A 17,664-nucleotide genomic window follows, 5' to 3' on the forward strand; every position below is an offset into this window, starting at 1 on the left:
TTGCCAGCGATAGGGCCGGCACCAGCAACCCAAGACTCAAGGTTCAACCGACAACCGTGCCCTGCCACTGGTGCTGGTCTACCTGGATCAATGTCGGCCCCTTGCGCTCCACCGCCTGCCCCAGCGCCGCCTGCAATTGCGCCACATCCGCCACGCTCTGCGCTGCGGCCCCCAACGCCCGCGCCACGCCGATGAAGTCTGGGGTATGGATATCCACCCCGACCGGCTCGATCGCCCGGTTGAGCATGTACTTCTTGATCTCTTCGTAGCCCTGGTTATTCCACAGCAGCACGATCAACGGCACCTGCGCCTCCACGGCACTGGCCAACTCCGGCAGCGTGAATTGCAGGCCGCCATCGCCAATCAGGCACACCACTGGCGCCCGCTCAGCAGCGTGCTCGGCACTGCCCAACCAGGCACCCATGGCCGCCGGCAAGGCATAGCCCAGGGTGCCGTACCCCGTCGAGGCGTTGAACCAGCGGCGCGGCTGGTCCATGTCCAAGGTCAGGTTACCGGTGTAGACCGGCTGGGTAGAATCGCCCACCAGCACCACACCGGGCAGGCGCTGCACGATGGCCGTCAACAAGCGTGTCTGGCTCAGGGTCGGCTGGTCCCAGCCGGTTGCCAAGGCTTCCCGCAGCCTGGTCACGCGAGCCCGCCCCCAGTTGCGGTCGTGTACCCCCTGCGGCTGCGCCTGCAAGGCCGCCAGCAGCGCTTCGGCAGCCAGTTCGGCGTCGGCCACCAGTGCCAGTTCCGGCAGGTAGTTGCGCACGGTCTGGTCCGGGTCGATGTCGATGCGCAGCAGGCTCCCCGGGATGTCGAAACCGCCTTTGAAGGTCACGTCATAATCGGTTTCGGCCAGTTCGGTACCGATCGCCAGCACCACGTCGGCCTCGGCCACCAGCGCCCGCGTAGCCGGTAGCGACTGGGTCGAGCCAATCTGCAGCGGGTGGCTGGATGGCAGCAAGCCCTTGGCATTGATGGTCAGGGCTACCGGTGCCTGCAGGTGCTCGGCCAGGCGGGCCAGCGCAGCACCTGCTGCCAAGGCACCCCCACCGGCCAGGATCAATGGCCGCCGCGCGCTGGCCAGGCGTTCAGCCATCTGCGCCACGGCCAGCGGTGCAGCCCCTGCACGGTTACCCCGTACCGGGCGGCCCGGCAACAGTTGGTCGGCGGGCTGAACCAGCACATCCAGCGGTATTTCGATATGCACTGGGCGCGGCCGGGCGCTGTCGAATACCGCGAAGGCCCGCGCCAATACCTGAGGCAGATCGGCTGCATTCATCAGGGTGTGCGAAAACGCCGCGACACCCGCCACCAGCGCCGCCTGATCAGGCAACTCGTGCAGCTTGCCACGGCCACCGCCCAACTGGTCACGCGACTGCACGCTGGAGATCACCAGCATCGGAATCGAATCGGCATAGGCCTGGCCCATGGCGGTGGCGATGTTGGTCATGCCCGGGCCGGTAATGATGAAGCACACCCCGGGTTTGCCACGGGTGCGCGCATAGCCGTCAGCCATGAACCCGGCGCCCTGCTCGTGGCGCGGGGTGATATGGCGAATGGACGAGCCCGCCAGGCCTCGGTACAGCTCCACCGTATGCACGCCGGGGATGCCGAAGACATGGTCCACGCCATAGCCTTCAAGGAGTTTGACCAGCACTTCGCCGCAGGTTGCCATGGGGTTCACCATCAATCTTGTTGGGTTATGCGCTTATTGGACCCAAGCCACGGCTATCGCCACAATGCAAAAAAACACATACTAGCCATGTCCTGAAGTCATGGCTTATTGCGATGAAACGCCTCCCGCCCCTACCCGCCTTGCATACCTTCCTGATCACTGCCCAGTGCTGCAATTTCACCCGCGCCGGGCAGCAGTTGCACATCACCCAGGGCGCCGTCAGCCGGCAGATCGCCGCCCTGGAGCAGCACTTGGGTTATGCCCTGTTCCAGCGCCAGGCCCGCGGTTTGAGCCTGACCCATGAAGGCCAGGACTGGCTGCCACGGGTGCAACAGGTGTTTGCGCTGATCGAACAAGGGGTGCGTGAGGTGGGAGAGCACAGCACGACCCTGCAGTTGAAGGCCCCCACGTGCGTGATGCGCTGGCTGCTGCCGCGCCTGATGGAGTGGCAGGCACTGCGCCCGGATGTACCGGTGGAACTGACCACGACCGTTCAGCATGGCGTGGATTTGCGCCGCGAGGGCTTTGATGCAGCGGTGGTCTATGGCGAGGCACCGAACCACGGGCTGCAGGTGCGCAAGCTGTTCGATGAGCAACTGACGCCGGTGTGCGCACCGTCTTTGCGTGAGGGGCCGCTGCCCTTGCAGCAGGTTGAAGACCTCGCGCGGCACATGTTGCTGCACCCCTCGCGGGATGAGCATGATTGGCGGTTATGGCTGCAGGCGGCTGGGGTAACGCTGGCTGCGCAGGGGCCGAAGCAGCACTTCGAAACGCTGGACATGGCCATGGCCATGGCGTCGCAGGGGACAGGCGTGGCTATCGGTGATTGGTCGCTGATTGGCGATGACTTGCGCGGCGGGCGGCTTTGCATGCCGTTTGCGCTGAAGGTGCGGACCGGTAAGGGCTACTACCTGGTTAGCCAGGCCAGGAACCTGCCGGCGGGGTTGCTGGAGTTGCTGGACTGGCTGGAGGGCCAGGCCAGCCTGTGAAGGCCTGTTCGCGGGCTCGCCCGCTCCCACAGGTGACGCACAGGATTTGAAACCTGTGCAATACCTGTGGGAGCGGGCGAGCCCGCGAAGCAGGCGACTCAATACCCGACCGTGAACCGCTGCCGCGAATGCTGCGGTTTCTCCAGCTCATCCAGCATGGCAATCGCATAGTCGGCAAAGGTGATCCAGCTCTTGCCATCCGCAGCGATCAGCAGATGGTCCTTGCCCAGCGTGTAGTGCCCGCTGCGCTCGCCTTCAACAAACTCCGCCGAGGGTGAGAGGAAGGTCCAATCCAGGTCCTGCTCGCCCTGCAACGCCTCCAGAAACCGCACACCGCCCGTGGCCTCGGCCTTGTAGGCCTCCGGGAAATCAGGGCTGTCGATCACCCGCTGCCCCGACGGCAGCAACAGGCTGGCGGCACCGCCAACCACCAGCAGGCGTTTGACCCCGGCACGCTTGACCGGCTCGATGATCGCCTGCGGCTCGATGGTGGAGAAGTGCGCTGCACTCAGTACTGCGTCCACACCTGTCACTGCGGCCTCCAGGGCTGTGCCGTCCTTGGCATCCAGCGCCTTGATAGTCACCCCGTCACGCCCCTGCAGCTGCGACGGGTCGCGGGCAATCGCGACCACGTTATGGCCACGGCGCAGGGCCTCTTCCAGCAACTGGCTGCCAGCACGACCGGTGGCGCCGATGATTGCAATCTTGCTCATGTCATACGCTCCCTCAATTGAACGGAATTACCACTTCATTTCGCCCTTGGCGACCTTGGCCCCCAGCTCCAGCGAGCTTTCATCGGCCAGGCCCGGGTAACGCTGCTTCATCGCCTTGATCAGCGCGCCGGCATCTTTCGCCTTGGCGGCCTCGCTGTCGAAATCGCGAATGTAGTTGGCCGTGAAACGCACGGCCTCCAACGAACGGCTGCTATCGCCCAGGTAGTGGCCCGGGACGACCGTGCGCGGCGCCAGCGCTTCGATGCGCGCCAGGGTGCTCAGCCAGTCGGCATGGGACTTGGGCGTTTGCGTATCCGCCATCCACACATGAATGTGCTCGGCTACCACGACACCGCCGACCACGGCCTTGATCGAAGGGATCCAGACGAAACTGCGGTCAGGCTGAGGGCCGTCCAGGCCGACCACTTCCAGGGCTTGCCCCTCCAGGGTCAGGCGGTCGCCTTCGAGCACCTGAGGCAGCACCAGCCGCGCCGGTTTGTCGGCCCCCATCTGCGGCCCCCAGTAGGCCAGCTTGGCCTCCATGGTCTGGCGGATGTGCGCAACGGTGGCAGCCGAAGCCAGCACCTTGGCGTCGGGGAACGCCTGGGTCACGGTATCCAGGCCAAAGTAGTAATCCGGGTCACCGTGGCTGATGTAGATGCTGGTCAGGTGCTTGCCACCCGCCCGCAGGCGTTGCACCAGTTGCTCGGCCTGGGCCTTGCCGAACTGGGCATCGACCAGCACCGCATCGTGCTCGCCACTGACGATTACCGAACTCACCGGGAAAATAGCGTCGTGGCCGGGGTTGTAGACTTCCAGGTGCAAAGGCTCTGCGGCCATGGCCGGCCCGGCGAGGGTGACGCAGGCCAGCAGCAGGCCACGCAGAGGGGTGAACAGGGACATTGGGTAAGCCTTCCGCTAGATCGATGACCCACAGCTTAGTTGCCCGATCCGTAACAAAAAATGCGATGCTTGGACATAGTTTGTTTCTGAAAGCGAGCAAGTCATGGACCGTCTGAACGCCATGCGCGTCTTTGTCACCGTTGTCGACCTGGGCAGCCAGTCAGCGGCGGCGGATCACCTGCAACTGTCGCGTCCGGTCGTATCGCGTTACCTGGCCGAGCTGGAAGACTGGGTGGGTGCACGCCTGATGCAACGCACCACACGCAAGCTCAGCCTGACGGCCGCTGGCCAGGAAACCCTGCCCCGTTGCCGGCACTTGCTGGACCTGGCAGGTGAACTGCAGGCCGCAGTACAACAACCGGACGATGCCCCCAAGGGGGCATTGCGTATCAGCGTCAGCACCTCGTTCGGCCAGGCCCAACTGGTGGATGCCATCGCGGCTTATGTGCAGCGTTACCCCGGTGTGAAGGTTGAACTGCAGATGCTCGACCGCACCGTCAACCTGGTGGACGAGCGCATCGACCTGGCCATCCGCACCAGCAACGACCTGGACCCCAACCTGATTGCCAGGCGGCTGAGCGTGTGCCGGTCGGTGGTCTGTGCGGCACCCGCCTATCTGCACGAGCATGGCACCCCGCAACAGGTCGAGGAACTGAGCCGGCACAACTGCCTGACCCATGCCTACTTCGGCCATAGCCTGTGGCACTTCGACGTGGCCGGCCAGCAGGTGAGCGTGCCGGTGGCCGGCAACATCAGCGCCAATGAGGCAATGACCTTGCAGAAGGCGGCACTGGCTGGGGCCGGCATCGCCATGTTGCCGACCTACCAGGCCGCCGACGCCCTGCGCAAAGGTGAACTGGTGCGGCTGCTGGCACACGCCAGGCCGCGCGAGCTGAACCTGAATGCGGTGTACACCTCGCGCAAGCACATGCCGGCCACCTTGCGCAGCATGCTGGATTTTCTGGTGGAGCGGTTCAAGGACGACCCAGAGTGGGACCGCGATCTGTCATGGGCATGATGGCCTCATCGCCGGCCAGCCGGCATGGCTATGCGCCTTGGTCCCACCTGTCGCTGTACCTTGAGCGCCGTCCGTTGAGTTGACGGCGCCCTGCCGGTCACTCCTCGACGCTCATGTACTCCTTGGCCCAGCGGATGTAGTCCTCGGGCTGGGTGTAGGTGTGCGAGAGTTCGGTGGCGCTGAGGTTGTCCGACTTGTTCTGCTTGCCGCGCTGCAGCCGCAAGCAGTCGTAGGTGGCTTTGATTGCAGCAAAGTACGCCGCGTGGCCATCGACGGCTATGCGCACGCCCAGGCGTGCCAGGCGCTCGTCGTCATGCAGGTTCGGGTTGCCATAGGTGACCAGCATCAGCGGCACGGTCAGGTGCTCGGCGATCTTTTCGAGCTGCTCGAAGTCCTTTACGCCCACCATGCAGATGCCATCGGCACCGGCCTTCTGGTAGCTCTGGGTACGCACGATGATTTCTTCGGTGGTGAGCACGCCAGCATTGGTACGGGCGATGATCGACAACGACGAATCGACCCGGGCCTCCAATGCCGCCCGGATCTTGCCAACGCCCTCATCAACCGGGATCAGGTCGGTGGACTTGCGCCCGAACTGGGCTGGCAGCAGGGTGTCCTCGATGGTCAGGGCAGCCACGCCGGCGCGCTCCAGCTCGATCACCGTGCGCATCACGTTCAGTGCGTTGCCATAGCCATGGTCGGCGTCGGCCAGCACCGGCAACTGCGCCACGCGGCCAATCCGGGTGGCCTGCTCGACGAACTCACTGAGGGTGATCAGCGCAAAGTCCGGCGCAGCCAGCACCTGCAACGAGGCGACCGAGCCGCCGAGGATACCGACCTCGAACCCCAGGTCAGCCGCAATGCGTGCCGACATCGGATCGAACACCGAGGCGGTGTGGTAACAGGAACCTGAAGCGAGCAGCTCGCGGAAGGCAAAACGCAGATCTTGATGGGAAGCCTTGGGCATGATCACTCCGCAATTATGTGCAAATTTTGAACGGTAACTACCGACCCCTGCAATCGGGTCTACCTGACCTGTTCCAACCGTCGCCATGTGGGCGGTCATGCTCGGCATGCAGGCAGAGGAATAAAAGGTGTGGGAGACAGAGGCCCGTGAAACCTGCGGCATAATGTTGCACCAAGCTGGTGCAACCCGCGGCATTCGGCCCCTGTGGCATACCAACGATATCACGCGGCCATGCTGCACTGGATGAATACGCCAATGCCGATTCGGCATAGGGGATGCAGTTAGTACATAGGAAGCTACCTAACTCGGGTTACAATTCGAGGGCCTGTTCGCGGGCACGCCCGCTCCCACAGATACGGCTCATGCTCGAGCCTGAGCTTTACCGGTGGGAGCCGGCATGCCCGCGAAGATGCCAAAACCGATAACCAAGGTACCCCCGTGACCGCCGCCCTGCCCCCCACCACCCTGCGCAACGTGCTCACCGCCCTGATGCTGGCGATCTTTCTCGGCGCCCTGGACCAGACCATTGTCGCCGTCTCGCTGCCAGCCATCTCGGCCCAGTTCAACGACGTCGGCCTGCTGGCCTGGGTCATTTCCGGCTACATGGTCGCCATGACCATCGCCGTGCCCATCTACGGCAAACTGGGCGACCTGTATGGCCGACGGCGCATGATCCTGACCGGCATCAGCCTGTTCACCCTGGCCTCGATCGCCTGCGCGCTGGCCCAGGACATGCAGCAACTGGTGCTGGCCCGGGTACTGCAAGGTATCGGCGCAGGTGGCATGGTTTCGGTCAGCCAGGCGATCATCGGTGACTTCGTGCCGCCCCGCGAGCGTGGCCGTTATCAGGGCTACTTCAGCAGCATGTATGCCGTGGCCAGTGTCGCCGGGCCCGTGCTGGGCGGTTGGTTGACCGAATACCTGTCATGGCGCGGCGTGTTCTGGATCAACCTGCCGCTGGGGCTGCTGGCCTTGTGGTCGATTCAGCGAGCCTTGGCGGGCATGCCGGTACAACGCCGCCAGGCGCAGGTCGACTACCTTGGCGCTGTACTGTTGATTCTCGGCCTGGGCAGCCTGCTGCTGGGCATTACCCTGGTCGGCCAGGGCCATGGCTGGGGCGACCCGGCCGTGCTGGCATTGTTCGCCTGCGCCGTGCTTGGCCTGGGCTTGTTCATTGCCCACGAAAGCCGCTGCGCGGAACCGTTGCTGCCACTTGGTCTGTTCGGCAATCGGGTAGCCGTGCTGTGTTGGGGGGTGATCTTCTTCGCCAGCTTCCAGTCCATTTCCCTGACCATGCTCATGCCCTTGCGCTACCAAGGCATCACCGGTGCAGGGGCCGACAGCGCCGCCCTGCATCTACTCCCGCTGGTGATGGGGCTGCCCATGGGGGCGTTCACCGGTGGGCGCATGACCAGCCTCACCGGGCGCTACAAACCGCAGATCCTTGCCGGCGCAATATTGATGCCGCTGGCCATCGTCGGCATGGCCTTCACCTCGCCGCAGTCGGCGTTGCCCAGCGCACTGTTCATGCTGTTGACCGGGATAGCCTGTGGCCTGCAGTTCCCGACCTCGCTGGTAGCCACGCAAAGCGCGGTGGCCAGCCAGGACATCGGCGTCGCCACCAGCACCACCAACCTGTTCCGCTCGCTGGGCGGGGCCATGGGCGTGGCATGCATGTCCAGCCTGTTGCTGGCACTGCTGCACCAGGGCGGTTTCGAATTGCTCGGTAACCCGTTGCTGGGGAGCTTGAAGGCAGGCGAGGTGGACGTGGCCACCCAAGGGCGGTTGCTGCAGACATTCCGCCAGCTGTTGCTGGGCAGCGCGGTGCTCGCGGTGCTAGGGCTGATCGCGGCGGTGGCGTTACCGGACCGGCAACTGCGCGGCCGTTGAGCACCTGGCCATGGTGCAGGCACGGTGCCTGGCTGAGGGAACGCAACGCATTAATCGTCCCTTAACACAAAGCGGAAACACTCCCTCACAATCCTTAACAAAGAGTCATTTGCACAGCGCCGGGCTCAAGCGCAGCATATCCAGCCCGGTGTCGACCCATTTGTCGACATCCGCCAACAGGTCAATGCTGTCCGGCAACAACAGCCAGCGCCCGATCAGGCCATCGACATAGGCAAACAGGGCCACCGCCGCGCGCTCGACATCCAGCTCGCCCGGCAACTGGCCCCGGCGCACGGCATTGGCCAGGGCCAGGGTAATGCCCCTGTGGCAATCCAGCACTGCGGCCTGGCGCTGCTGGCGAATCTCACACATGTCATCGGTGAACTCGCACTTGTGATGCAGGATCTCATTGATACGCCGGGTTCGGGCATCGAGCACCAGCTCGTTGAACACCTGCAACAGCAGCTTGCGCATGCAGCCCAGCGGGTCGACCTCGTCCTCGCTTTCGCTCGCGCGCGCCAAATGGTCATGGGTTTCATGCAGGCTGTCGAGCAACGCCTGCACCAGTTCGGCCTTGTTGTTGAAGTGCCAGTAGATCGCCCCGCGGGTCACCCCCGCCAACTCGGCAATATCGGCCAGCGTGGTTCGCGCAACCCCGCGCTTGTAGAAGGCCTTCTCCGCTGCCTCGATGATCTGGGCGCGGGTTTCCTGGGCTTCCTCTTTGGTTCGACGGACCATGGCAGTACAACCTCATCGGGCCCGAACGCGCGCTGCGCACGGGGGAACATTTCGCGGGCACCTCTGCAGGGCGCCTCGCGGCGGGGCTAATCACGGGCTGTGGCGGTACCTGGGTACAACCAAGCGGTATTTACAAACAACCATGAATGTAAGTATATTCCTTAGCAAGCTATTTATCTACCGGATAGCAAATTACTCCAGATCTCGACTCTTCCATTATTCTTGAGCGTCTACCTGCTCCTGCGACCCGAGGATCCTCATGCAATTCAAGCCAGCCGTTACCGCTCTGGTTTCCGCCGTCGCCCTGGCAACACTGCTCAGTGGCTGTAAGAAAGAAGAAGCAGCGCCAGCGGCGCAGGCTCCTCAGGTCGGCGTCGTAACCATCCAGCCACAACCTTTCACCCTGACCTCGGAATTGCCGGGGCGCACCAGTGCCTACCGCATTGCCGAAGTGCGCCCGCAGGTCAATGGCATCATTCTCAAGCGCCTGTTCAAGGAAGGCAGCGACGTCAAGGAAGGCCAGCAGCTCTACCAGATCGACCCTGCCGTGTACGAGGCAGCGCTGGGTAACGCCCAGGCCAACCTGCAAGCTACCCGCTCGCTGGCCGAGCGTTACAAGCAACTGATCGACGAGCAGGCCGTGTCGAAGCAGGAATACGACGACGCCAATGCCAAACGGTTGCAAGCAGAAGCATCGCTGAAAAGCGCACAGATCGACCTGCGCTACACCAAGGTGCTGGCCCCTATCAGCGGGCGTATCGGCCGCTCAGCGGTCACTGAAGGTGCGCTGGTGAACAACGGCCAGACCAACGCCATGGCCACCATCCAGCAACTCGACCCGATCTACGTCGACGTTACCCAGTCCACTGCCGAGCTGCTCAAGCTGCGCCGCGACCTGGAAAGCGGCCAGTTGCAGAAGGCTGGCGACAACGCCGCCTCGGTACAGCTGGTGCTCGAAGACGGCAGCCTGTTCAAGCAGGAAGGCCGCCTGGAGTTCTCGGAAGTCGCAGTCGACGAGACCACCGGTTCGGTGACCCTGCGTGCGCTGTTCCCCAACCCTGACCACACCCTGCTGCCCGGTATGTTCGTGCATGCGCGGTTGAAGGCCGGGGTCAACGCCAACGCCATTCTGGCCCCGCAACAGGGCGTTACCCGCGACCTGAAAGGTGCGCCAACCGCGCTGGTGGTGAACAAGGACAACAAGGTCGAACTGCGTCAGCTCAAGGCCAACCGAACCCTGGGCAGCGACTGGCTGATCGAAGAAGGCCTCAACCCGGGTGACCGCCTGATCACCGAAGGCCTGCAGTACGTGCGCCCTGGCGTCGAGGTCAAGGTCAGCGAAGCCACCAACGTCAAGAAGCCGGGCAGCCCTGATCAGGCCAACGCGGCGAAAGCAGACGCCAAAGCGGAGTAAACCATGTCGAAGTTCTTTATCGATCGCCCGATCTTCGCCTGGGTGATCGCCTTGGTGATCATGCTGGTCGGGGCCTTGTCGATCCTGAAGCTGCCGATCAACCAGTACCCCAGCATCGCGCCGCCGGCCATCGCCATCGCCGTGACCTACCCGGGCGCTTCGGCGCAGACCGTGCAAGACACCGTGGTCCAGGTGATCGAGCAGCAGCTCAACGGTATCGACAACCTGCGTTATGTGTCGTCGGAAAGCAACTCCGACGGCAGCATGACCATTACCGCCACCTTCGAGCAAGGCACCAACCCCGACACCGCGCAGGTGCAGGTGCAGAACAAGCTCAACCTGGCCACCCCGCTGCTGCCGCAGGAAGTGCAGCAGCAAGGTATCCGTGTTACCAAGGCAGTGAAGAACTTCCTGATGGTGATCGGCCTGGTGTCCGAAGACGGCAGCATGACCAAGGACGACCTGGCCAACTACATCGTCTCCAACATGCAGGACCCGATCTCGCGTACTGCCGGTGTGGGCGACTTCCAGGTGTTCGGTGCACAGTACGCCATGCGCATCTGGCTCGACCCGGCCAAGCTGAACAAGTTTCAGCTGACCCCGGTCGACGTCAAGAACGCCGTGGCTGCGCAGAACGTGCAGGTGTCCTCCGGCCAGCTTGGCGGCCTGCCGGCCATGCCGGGTACCCAGCTGAACGCGACCATCATCGGCAAGACCCGCCTGCAGACCGCCGAGCAGTTCGAGAAGATCCTGCTCAAGGTCAACAACGACGGTTCCCAGGTGCGCCTGGGGGATGTCGCCGAGGTTGGCCTGGGCGGTGAAAACTATGCCATCAGCGCCCAGTTCAACGGCAAGCCGGCCTCCGGTCTGGCCGTGAAGCTGGCCACCGGGGCCAACGCCCTGGACACGGCCAAGGCGCTGCGCCAGACCATCAGCGACCTGGAACCCTTCTTCCCACCTGGGGTGAAAGCGGTATTCCCGTATGACACCACGCCGGTGGTCACCGAGTCGATCAGTGGCGTAATCCATACGCTGATCGAAGCGGTGGTGCTGGTGTTCCTGGTGATGTACCTGTTCCTGCAGAACTTCCGCGCCACCATCATCACCACCATGACGGTGCCGGTGGTGTTGCTGGGTACCTTCGGCATCCTTGCCGCTGCAGGTTTCAGCATCAACACCCTGACCATGTTCGCCATGGTGCTGGCCATCGGTTTGCTGGTGGACGACGCCATCGTCGTGGTGGAGAACGTCGAGCGGGTCATGTCCGAAGAAGGCCTGCCGCCCAAGGAGGCGACCAAGCGCTCCATGGAGCAGATCCAGGGCGCCCTGGTGGGTATCGCCCTGGTGCTGTCGGCGGTTCTGCTGCCCATGGCGTTCTTCAGTGGCTCCACCGGCGTAATCTACCGGCAGTTCTCCATCACCATCGTTTCGGCCATGGGGCTGTCGGTGCTGGTGGCGCTGATCTTCACCCCTGCCCTGTGCGCGACCATGCTCAAGCCGCTGAAAAAGGGCGAGCACCACACCGCCAAAGGTGGCTTCTTCGGCTGGTTCAACCGCAACTTCGACCGCAGCGTCAACGGCTACGAGCGCAGCGTGGGTGCCATCCTGCGCAACAAGGTGCCGTTCCTGCTGGCCTATGCACTGATCGTGGTTGGCATGATCTGGCTGTTCGCCCGCATCCCTACCGCGTTCTTGCCCGAGGAAGACCAGGGCGTGCTGTTCGCCCAGGTGCAGACCCCGGCCGGCTCCAGTGCCGAGCGCACCCAGGTGGTGGTCGACCAGATGCGCGAATACCTGCTCAAGGATGAAGCCGACACCGTGTCGTCGGTATTCACCGTCAACGGCTTCAACTTCGCCGGCCGTGGCCAAAGCTCGGGCATGGCATTCATCATGCTCAAGCCATGGGGTGAACGGTCCCAGGAAAACAGCGTGTTCGCCTTGGCGCAACGCGCCCAGCAGCACTTCTTCACCTTCCGCGATGCCATGGTGTTCGCGTTTGCCCCACCGGCGGTGCTGGAACTGGGTAACGCCACCGGTTTCGACGTGTTCCTGCAGGACCGCGGTGGTGTCGGCCATGCCAAACTGATGGAAGCGCGCAACGAGTTCCTGGCCAAGGCGTCGCAGAGCAAAGTGCTCAGTGGCGTACGCCCGAACGGCCTGAACGACGAGCCGCAGTACCAGCTGACCATCGATGACGAGCGTGCCAGCGCCCTGGGCGTGACCATTGCCGACATCAACAACACCCTGTCCATCGCCTTGGGTGCCAGCTACGTCAACGACTTCATCGACCGTGGCCGGGTCAAGAAGGTGTACATCCAGGGCGAAGCCAACGCGCGGATGAGCCCTGAAGACCTGCAGAAGTGGTACGTGCGCAATGGCGCTGGCGAGATGGTGCCGTTCTCCTCCTTCGCCAAGGGTGAGTGGAGCTACGGTTCGCCCAAGCTGTCGCGTTACAACGGTGTGGAGGCCATGGAGATTCTCGGTGCCCCGGCGCCTGGCTACAGCACCGGTGAAGCCATGGCCGAGGTCGAGCGCATTGCCGGCGAACTGCCTAGCGGTGTGGGCTTCTCCTGGACCGGCATGTCCTACGAGGAAAAACTCTCCGGCTCGCAGATGCCGGCACTGTTCGCCCTCTCGGTACTGTTCGTGTTCCTGTGCCTGGCAGCGCTGTATGAAAGCTGGTCGATTCCGATCGCCGTGGTGCTGGTGGTACCGCTGGGTATCATCGGTGCACTGATCGCCACCAGCCTGCGCGGCCTGTCCAACGACGTGTACTTCCTGGTCGGCCTGTTGACGACCATCGGCCTGGCGGCGAAAAACGCCATTCTGATCGTCGAGTTCGCCAAGGAACTGCACGAGGAAGGTCGCAGCCTGTACGACGCCGCGATCGAAGCCTGCCGCATGCGTCTGCGCCCGATCATCATGACCTCGCTGGCATTCATCCTTGGCGTGGTACCGTTGACCATCGCCAGCGGCGCGGGCGCCGGCAGCCAGCACGCCATCGGCACCGGCGTGATCGGCGGCATGATCAGCGCGACCGTGCTGGCAATCTTCTGGGTACCGCTATTCTTCGTCGCAGTGTCGTCGCTGTTCGGCAGCAAAAAGCCGGAAAAAGACGCCACCCCTGAAACTCCACGTTATGAGGCTGGGCAATGACCAAGTCTTTGTTGTCCCTGGCGGTAACCGCTTTCATTCTGGGCGGCTGCTCGCTGATCCCTGACTACCAGACCCCGGAATCGCCGGTGGCTGCGCAGTGGCCGCAAGGCCCTGCATATTCCCCCACGCAGTCGGCAGACGTCGCCGCTGCCGAACAGGGCTGGCGCCAGTTCTTCCGTGACCCGGCACTGCAGCAGCTGATCCAGACTTCGCTGGTCAACAACCGCGACCTGCGTGTTGCCGCACTGAACCTCGACGCGTACCGCGCGCAGTATCGCATTCAGCGGGCCGACCTGTTCCCGGCGGTTTCCGCCAACGCCAGCGGTAGCCGCCAGCGGGTACCGGCGAACATGTCGCAAACCGGTAAGTCCAGCATCACCAGCCAATACTCGGCCACGCTGGGTGTCAGCGCCTATGAACTGGACCTGTTCGGCCGGGTACGCAGCCTGACCGAGCAAGCCCTGGAAACCTACCTGTCCAGCGAACAGGCACGGCGGTCCACGCAAATTGCCCTGGTGGCCAGCGTGGCCAACGCCTACTACACCTGGCAGGCCGACCAGGCGCTGTTCAAGCTGACCGAAGAAACGCTGAAGACCTACGAGGAAAGCTACAACCTCACCCGCCGCAGCAATGAAGTGGGCGTGGCCTCGGCACTGGACTTGAGCCAGGCGCGCACCGCCGTGGAAGGGGCCCGGGTCAAGTATTCGCAGTACCAGCGCCTGGTCGCCCAGGACGTCAACAGCCTGACCGTGCTGCTGGGCACCGGCATTCCTGCCAACCTGCCCAAGCCGCTGGAGCTCGACGCCGATCAACTGGCGGAAGTACCGGCCGGCTTGCCGTCCGACATCCTCCAGCGCCGCCCGGACATCCAGGAAGCCGAACACCTGCTCAAGGCCGCCAATGCCAATATCGGCGCCGCCCGCGCAGCGTTCTTCCCAAGCATCAGCCTGACGGCCAACGCCGGCAGCCTGAGCCCCGACATGGGCCACCTGTTCTCGGGCGGCCAGGGCACCTGGCTGTTCCAGCCGCAGATCAACCTGCCGATCTTCAACGCCGGCAGCCTGAAGGCCAGCCTGGACTACTCGAAAATCCAGAAGGACATCAACGTCGCCAAGTACGAAAAGACCATCCAGACGGCCTTCCAGGAAGTCTCCGATGGCCTGGCAGCGCGCAAGACCTTCGAAGAGCAATTGCAGGCGCAACGCGACCTGGTGCAAGCCAACCAGGACTACTATCGCCTGGCCGAGCGCCGCTACCGTATCGGTATCGACAGCAACCTGACCTTCCTCGACGCCCAGCGCAACCTGTTCAGTGCCCAGCAGGCGCTGATCGGCGATCGCCTGTCGCAGCTGACCAGCGAGGTCAACCTGTACAAGGCGCTTGGTGGCGGCTGGTACGAGCGCACTGGCCAAGCCAACCAGCAAGCCGCGGTGGATACGCCCAAAGGCTGACCTGGCTCGGTACAGCACAAGGCCCACCCTGGCGGTGGGCCTTTTTCATGGCTGCTGCAAAATGTGTCAGCAATTAACCAACTGGAACATTCCGTTCGATTATCGCCCCCTTCCGTTTGCGACGAATTGCCTCACCCCCGCCTCACGCAGCACCATCCCCCCACGCAACGCCCCATAAAAACAAGAGATCCACGACAGATGAGCACTTCGCAAACCGCACGCCAGCTGCTGCCCGGCCTGTTGGCCATGTCCTGCGCCCTCCCCGTCTTCGCTGCCGACCAAGGCGGTTTCCTGGAAGACGCCAAGGCCACCCTCAACCTGCGCAACTTCTACATCAACCGTAACTTCGTTGACCCGGCCAACCCACAGGGCAAGGCCGAAGAATGGACGCAGAGCTTCATTCTGGATGCCCGTTCCGGCTTCACCCAAGGCACCATCGGTTTCGGCGTGGACGTGCTGGGCTTGTATTCGGTCAAGCTCGACGGTGGCAAAGGCACCACCAACACCCACCTGCTACCCGTGCACGACGACGGCCGCCCAGCCGATGATTTTGGCCGCCTGGGTGTGGCGTTGAAGGCCAAGCTTTCCGAAACCGAACTGAAGGTCGGGGAATGGATGCCGGTGCTGCCGATCCTGCGTTCGGACGACGGCCGTTCGCTGCCGCAAACCTTCCGCGGCGGCCAGCTGACCTCCAGGGAAATCGCCGGCCTGACCCTGTACGCCGGCCAGTTCCGCGGCAACAGCCCGCGCAACGACGCCAGCATGGAAGACATGTCGATGAACGGCAAAGGCGCGTTCACCTCCGACCGGTTCAACTTCGGTGGCGGCGAATACACCTTCAACGACAAACGCACCATGATTGGCCTGTGGGATGCCCAGCTCAAGGACATCTACCACCAACAGTACCTGAACCTGACCCACAGCCAGCCGCTGGGCGACTGGACCCTGGGCGCCAACCTGGGCTACTTCATCGGCAAGGAAGACGGCGCCGAGCGTGCCGGCAAGCTGGACAACCGTACCGCCTCGGCGCTGCTTTCGGCGCGCTACCAGGGCCATACGTTCTACGTGGGCCTGCAAAAGGTCAGCGGCGACAACGCCTGGATGCGGGTCAATGGCACCAGCGGCGGGACCCTGGCCAACGACAGCTACAACTCCAGCTTCGACAACGCCAAGGAACGCTCCTGGCAGGTGCGCCATGACTTCAACTTCGCCACCGTTGGCGTTCCCGGCCTGACGCTGATGAACCGCTATATCAAGGGTGAGAACGTGACCGTCGGCAACGTTGATGATGGCAAGGAATGGGCCCGGGAAACCGAATTGGCGTACGTGATCCAATCGGGCAGTTTCAAGGACCTGTCGGTGAAATGGCGCAACTCCACCATGCGCCGTGACTTCAGCACCAACGCCTTCGACGAGAACCGCCTGATCGTGAGCTACCCGCTGAACCTGCTGTAAGCCCTGCCAATGTGCGCCATGGCCCCGCAGGATAAGCCCGCGGGGCGCCCCTGCCATTCGCCCCGCTGATGATAGTGGTGGCTGCGGGCTATCCTGAGCTATACCCATTGCCTGTACCGGGCCTGTCGCGGCGTGTAACCGCCGCGCAGGGCCCTGACAGGCAGCTTGACCAGCCCAAGCAAACCAGGGAGGCACAACAATGAAAACGCTCGTCGACCACCTGAGCCAGTACGCCAGTTACCACCGCGACCCGCGCAACATCGTCACCCACTTCATCGGCATCCCCATGATCGTGCTGGCAGTCACCATCCTGCTGTCCCGCCCCGGGTGGGAGGTTGCTGGCATATGGCTGTCCCCTGCCCTGCTGGCGGCAGCGGCTTCGGTCTGGTTCTACTTGCGCCTGGACCTGCGCTTCGGGCTGGTGATGGGGGCGTTGCTGGGCTTGTGCCTGTGGGTTGGCCAGGTGCTGGCGGTGCAGCCTACCGGGCTTTGGCTCGGTGCCGGGGTGGGCGCGTTCGTGCTGGGCTGGATCATCCAGTTCGCCGGCCACTATTACGAAGGCCGAAAACCAGCGTTTGTGGACGACATCAGTGGCCTGATCATCGGGCCTTTGTTCGTGGTGGCAGAAGCGGCCTTCATGTTGGGCTTGTGCCCGGCCCTGAAGCAGGCTGTGGAAAGCAATGCAGGCCCGGTGGCCATACGCTCGATGTAACCGTGGCACCTGAGCGGCCTTGTGTCGCGCTGTAACCCCGGCACCTGTGTAGGAGCGGCCTTGTGTCGCGATGGGCTGCGCAGCGGCCCCGGCAATCGTAGCTGCGAAGCTGATATTCCGGGGCTGCTGCGCAGCCCATCGCGACACAAGGCCGCTCCTACAGGCGGGGCCGCGTGAGGGGCAGCTACGCGACTCTACCCCTAGCTCGTCCCACACCGACTCCGCCAGGTGGAAGGTGGCGTTGGCCGCTGGAATGCCGCAGTAGATCGCGCTCTGCATCAGCACTTCCTTGATCTCGTCGCGGGTCACGCCGTTGTTGGCCGCCGCGCGCAGGTGCAGCTTCAGTTCGTCGTTACGGTTCATGCCGATCAGCATGGCAATGGTGATCAGGCTGCGGGTGTGACGTGGCAGGCCGGGGCGGGGCCAGATGTCACCCCACGCATGGCGGGTAATCATTTCCTGGAACTCGCCATTGAAGTCGTTGAGCTTTTCCAGGCTGCGGTCCACATGGGCATCGCCCAGTACCGCGCGGCGTACTTGCATGCCGGCGTCGTAGCGTTGTTTCTCGTCCATGGCA

The 17,664-nt window shown here is 63.5% G+C and carries 13 protein-coding genes and 1 pseudogene; 8 read left to right on the forward strand and 6 right to left on the reverse strand.

Annotation, left to right across the window (positions count from 1 at the left end; all coding sequences use genetic code 11):
* Positions 1-43: 43 nt before the first annotated feature.
* Positions 44-1,681 (reverse strand): 5-guanidino-2-oxopentanoate decarboxylase, encoded by a 1,638-nt coding sequence (locus G1E_RS03145; RefSeq protein WP_009685602.1) that lies wholly within the window; start codon positions 1,679-1,681, stop codon positions 44-46.
* 113 nt (positions 1,682-1,794) lie between these two features.
* Between G1E_RS03145 and G1E_RS03150 the strand changes: the two genes are divergently transcribed.
* Positions 1,795-2,670 (forward strand): LysR substrate-binding domain-containing protein, encoded by an 876-nt coding sequence (locus G1E_RS03150; protein ID WP_047149618.1) that lies wholly within the window; start codon positions 1,795-1,797, stop codon positions 2,668-2,670.
* A gap of 98 nt (positions 2,671-2,768) precedes the next feature.
* Here G1E_RS03150 and G1E_RS03155 read toward each other — a convergent pair whose 3' ends face one another.
* Both G1E_RS03155 and G1E_RS03160 read right to left on the reverse strand, forming a co-directional pair.
* Complete coding sequence (locus G1E_RS03155) at positions 2,769-3,383, reverse strand: NAD(P)-dependent oxidoreductase (RefSeq protein WP_009685604.1); 615 nt, start codon at positions 3,381-3,383, stop codon at positions 2,769-2,771.
* A 27-nt stretch (positions 3,384-3,410) separates the two neighbouring features.
* Positions 3,411-4,286, reverse strand: coding sequence for an MBL fold metallo-hydrolase (locus G1E_RS03160; protein ID WP_009685605.1), 876 nt, complete (start codon positions 4,284-4,286; stop codon positions 3,411-3,413).
* Positions 4,287-4,389: 103 nt separating this feature from the next.
* Between G1E_RS03160 and G1E_RS03165 the strand changes: the two genes are divergently transcribed.
* Entirely contained in the window at positions 4,390-5,304 is a 915-nt protein-coding gene (locus tag G1E_RS03165; RefSeq protein WP_009685606.1) for a LysR family transcriptional regulator, read from the forward strand.
* A gap of 97 nt (positions 5,305-5,401) precedes the next feature.
* Here the strand turns inward: G1E_RS03165 and G1E_RS03170 are convergent, their stop codons facing one another.
* Complete coding sequence (locus tag G1E_RS03170) at positions 5,402-6,271, reverse strand: oxaloacetate decarboxylase (protein WP_009685607.1); 870 nt, start codon at positions 6,269-6,271, stop codon at positions 5,402-5,404.
* 438 nt (positions 6,272-6,709) lie between these two features.
* Between G1E_RS03170 and G1E_RS03175 the strand changes: the two genes are divergently transcribed.
* A complete protein-coding gene (locus G1E_RS03175) occupies positions 6,710-8,161 on the forward strand; it encodes an MDR family MFS transporter (RefSeq protein ID WP_009685608.1) in 1,452 nt (483 codons plus the stop codon).
* Between the two features lie 105 nt (positions 8,162-8,266).
* Here the strand turns inward: G1E_RS03175 and ttgR are convergent, their stop codons facing one another.
* Entirely contained in the window at positions 8,267-8,899 is a 633-nt protein-coding gene (gene ttgR, locus G1E_RS03180; RefSeq protein WP_009685609.1) for an efflux transport transcriptional regulator TtgR, read from the reverse strand.
* Positions 8,900-9,158: 259 nt separating this feature from the next.
* Here ttgR and ttgA point away from each other — a divergent pair, with 259 nt between their 5' ends.
* From ttgA to G1E_RS03205, 5 genes are all read left to right on the forward strand, one after another.
* Entirely contained in the window at positions 9,159-10,313 is a 1,155-nt protein-coding gene (gene ttgA / locus G1E_RS03185) for a toluene efflux RND transporter periplasmic adaptor subunit TtgA (RefSeq protein ID WP_009685610.1), read from the forward strand.
* A gap of 3 nt (positions 10,314-10,316) precedes the next feature.
* Entirely contained in the window at positions 10,317-13,469 is a 3,153-nt protein-coding gene (gene ttgB, locus G1E_RS03190) for a multidrug efflux RND transporter permease subunit TtgB (protein ID WP_009685611.1), read from the forward strand.
* Positions 13,466-14,920, forward strand: coding sequence for an AdeC/AdeK/OprM family multidrug efflux complex outer membrane factor (locus G1E_RS03195; protein ID WP_047149619.1), 1,455 nt, complete (start codon positions 13,466-13,468; stop codon positions 14,918-14,920). Before ttgB ends, G1E_RS03195 begins: the two co-directional genes overlap by 4 nt.
* Positions 14,921-15,118: 198 nt before the next feature.
* On the forward strand, positions 15,119-16,375 hold the full coding sequence (locus tag G1E_RS03200; RefSeq protein WP_009685614.1) for an OprD family porin: 1,257 nt from the start codon (positions 15,119-15,121) through the stop codon (positions 16,373-16,375).
* A gap of 199 nt (positions 16,376-16,574) precedes the next feature.
* Positions 16,575-17,087, forward strand: coding sequence for a DUF962 domain-containing protein (locus G1E_RS03205; RefSeq protein ID WP_047149620.1), 513 nt, complete (start codon positions 16,575-16,577; stop codon positions 17,085-17,087).
* A 186-nt stretch (positions 17,088-17,273) separates the two neighbouring features.
* Here the strand turns inward: G1E_RS03205 and pcaC are convergent.
* Positions 17,274-17,660, reverse strand: a pseudogene (pcaC, locus tag G1E_RS27225) (4-carboxymuconolactone decarboxylase); the annotation flags it as partial.
* Positions 17,661-17,664 lie beyond the last annotated feature (4 nt).

The organism is Pseudomonas sp. TJI-51, from assembly GCF_000190455.2.
Lineage (GTDB): Bacteria > Pseudomonadota > Gammaproteobacteria > Pseudomonadales > Pseudomonadaceae > Aquipseudomonas > Aquipseudomonas juntendi.

What these genes read in the sequence shown, in the direction of transcription:
- G1E_RS03195 (WP_047149619.1), top strand. Translation starts at nt 13,466, where the DNA reads ATGACCAAGTCTTTGTTGTCCCTGGCGGTAACCGCTTTCATTCTGGGC.
- G1E_RS03200 (WP_009685614.1), top strand. Translation starts at nt 15,119, where the DNA reads ATGAGCACTTCGCAAACCGCACGCCAGCTGCTGCCCGGCCTGTTGGCC.
- G1E_RS03150 (WP_047149618.1), top strand. Translation starts at nt 1,795, where the DNA reads ATGAAACGCCTCCCGCCCCTACCCGCCTTGCATACCTTCCTGATCACT.
- G1E_RS03205 (WP_047149620.1), top strand. Translation starts at nt 16,575, where the DNA reads ATGAAAACGCTCGTCGACCACCTGAGCCAGTACGCCAGTTACCACCGC.
- ttgA (WP_009685610.1), top strand. Translation starts at nt 9,159, where the DNA reads ATGCAATTCAAGCCAGCCGTTACCGCTCTGGTTTCCGCCGTCGCCCTG.
- G1E_RS03170 (WP_009685607.1), bottom strand. Translation starts at nt 6,271, where the DNA reads ATGCCCAAGGCTTCCCATCAAGATCTGCGTTTTGCCTTCCGCGAGCTG.
- G1E_RS03145 (WP_009685602.1), bottom strand. Translation starts at nt 1,681, where the DNA reads ATGGCAACCTGCGGCGAAGTGCTGGTCAAACTCCTTGAAGGCTATGGC.
- ttgB (WP_009685611.1), top strand. Translation starts at nt 10,317, where the DNA reads ATGTCGAAGTTCTTTATCGATCGCCCGATCTTCGCCTGGGTGATCGCC.
- ttgR (WP_009685609.1), bottom strand. Translation starts at nt 8,899, where the DNA reads ATGGTCCGTCGAACCAAAGAGGAAGCCCAGGAAACCCGCGCCCAGATC.
- G1E_RS03165 (WP_009685606.1), top strand. Translation starts at nt 4,390, where the DNA reads ATGGACCGTCTGAACGCCATGCGCGTCTTTGTCACCGTTGTCGACCTG.
- G1E_RS03160 (WP_009685605.1), bottom strand. Translation starts at nt 4,286, where the DNA reads ATGTCCCTGTTCACCCCTCTGCGTGGCCTGCTGCTGGCCTGCGTCACC.
- G1E_RS03155 (WP_009685604.1), bottom strand. Translation starts at nt 3,383, where the DNA reads ATGAGCAAGATTGCAATCATCGGCGCCACCGGTCGTGCTGGCAGCCAG.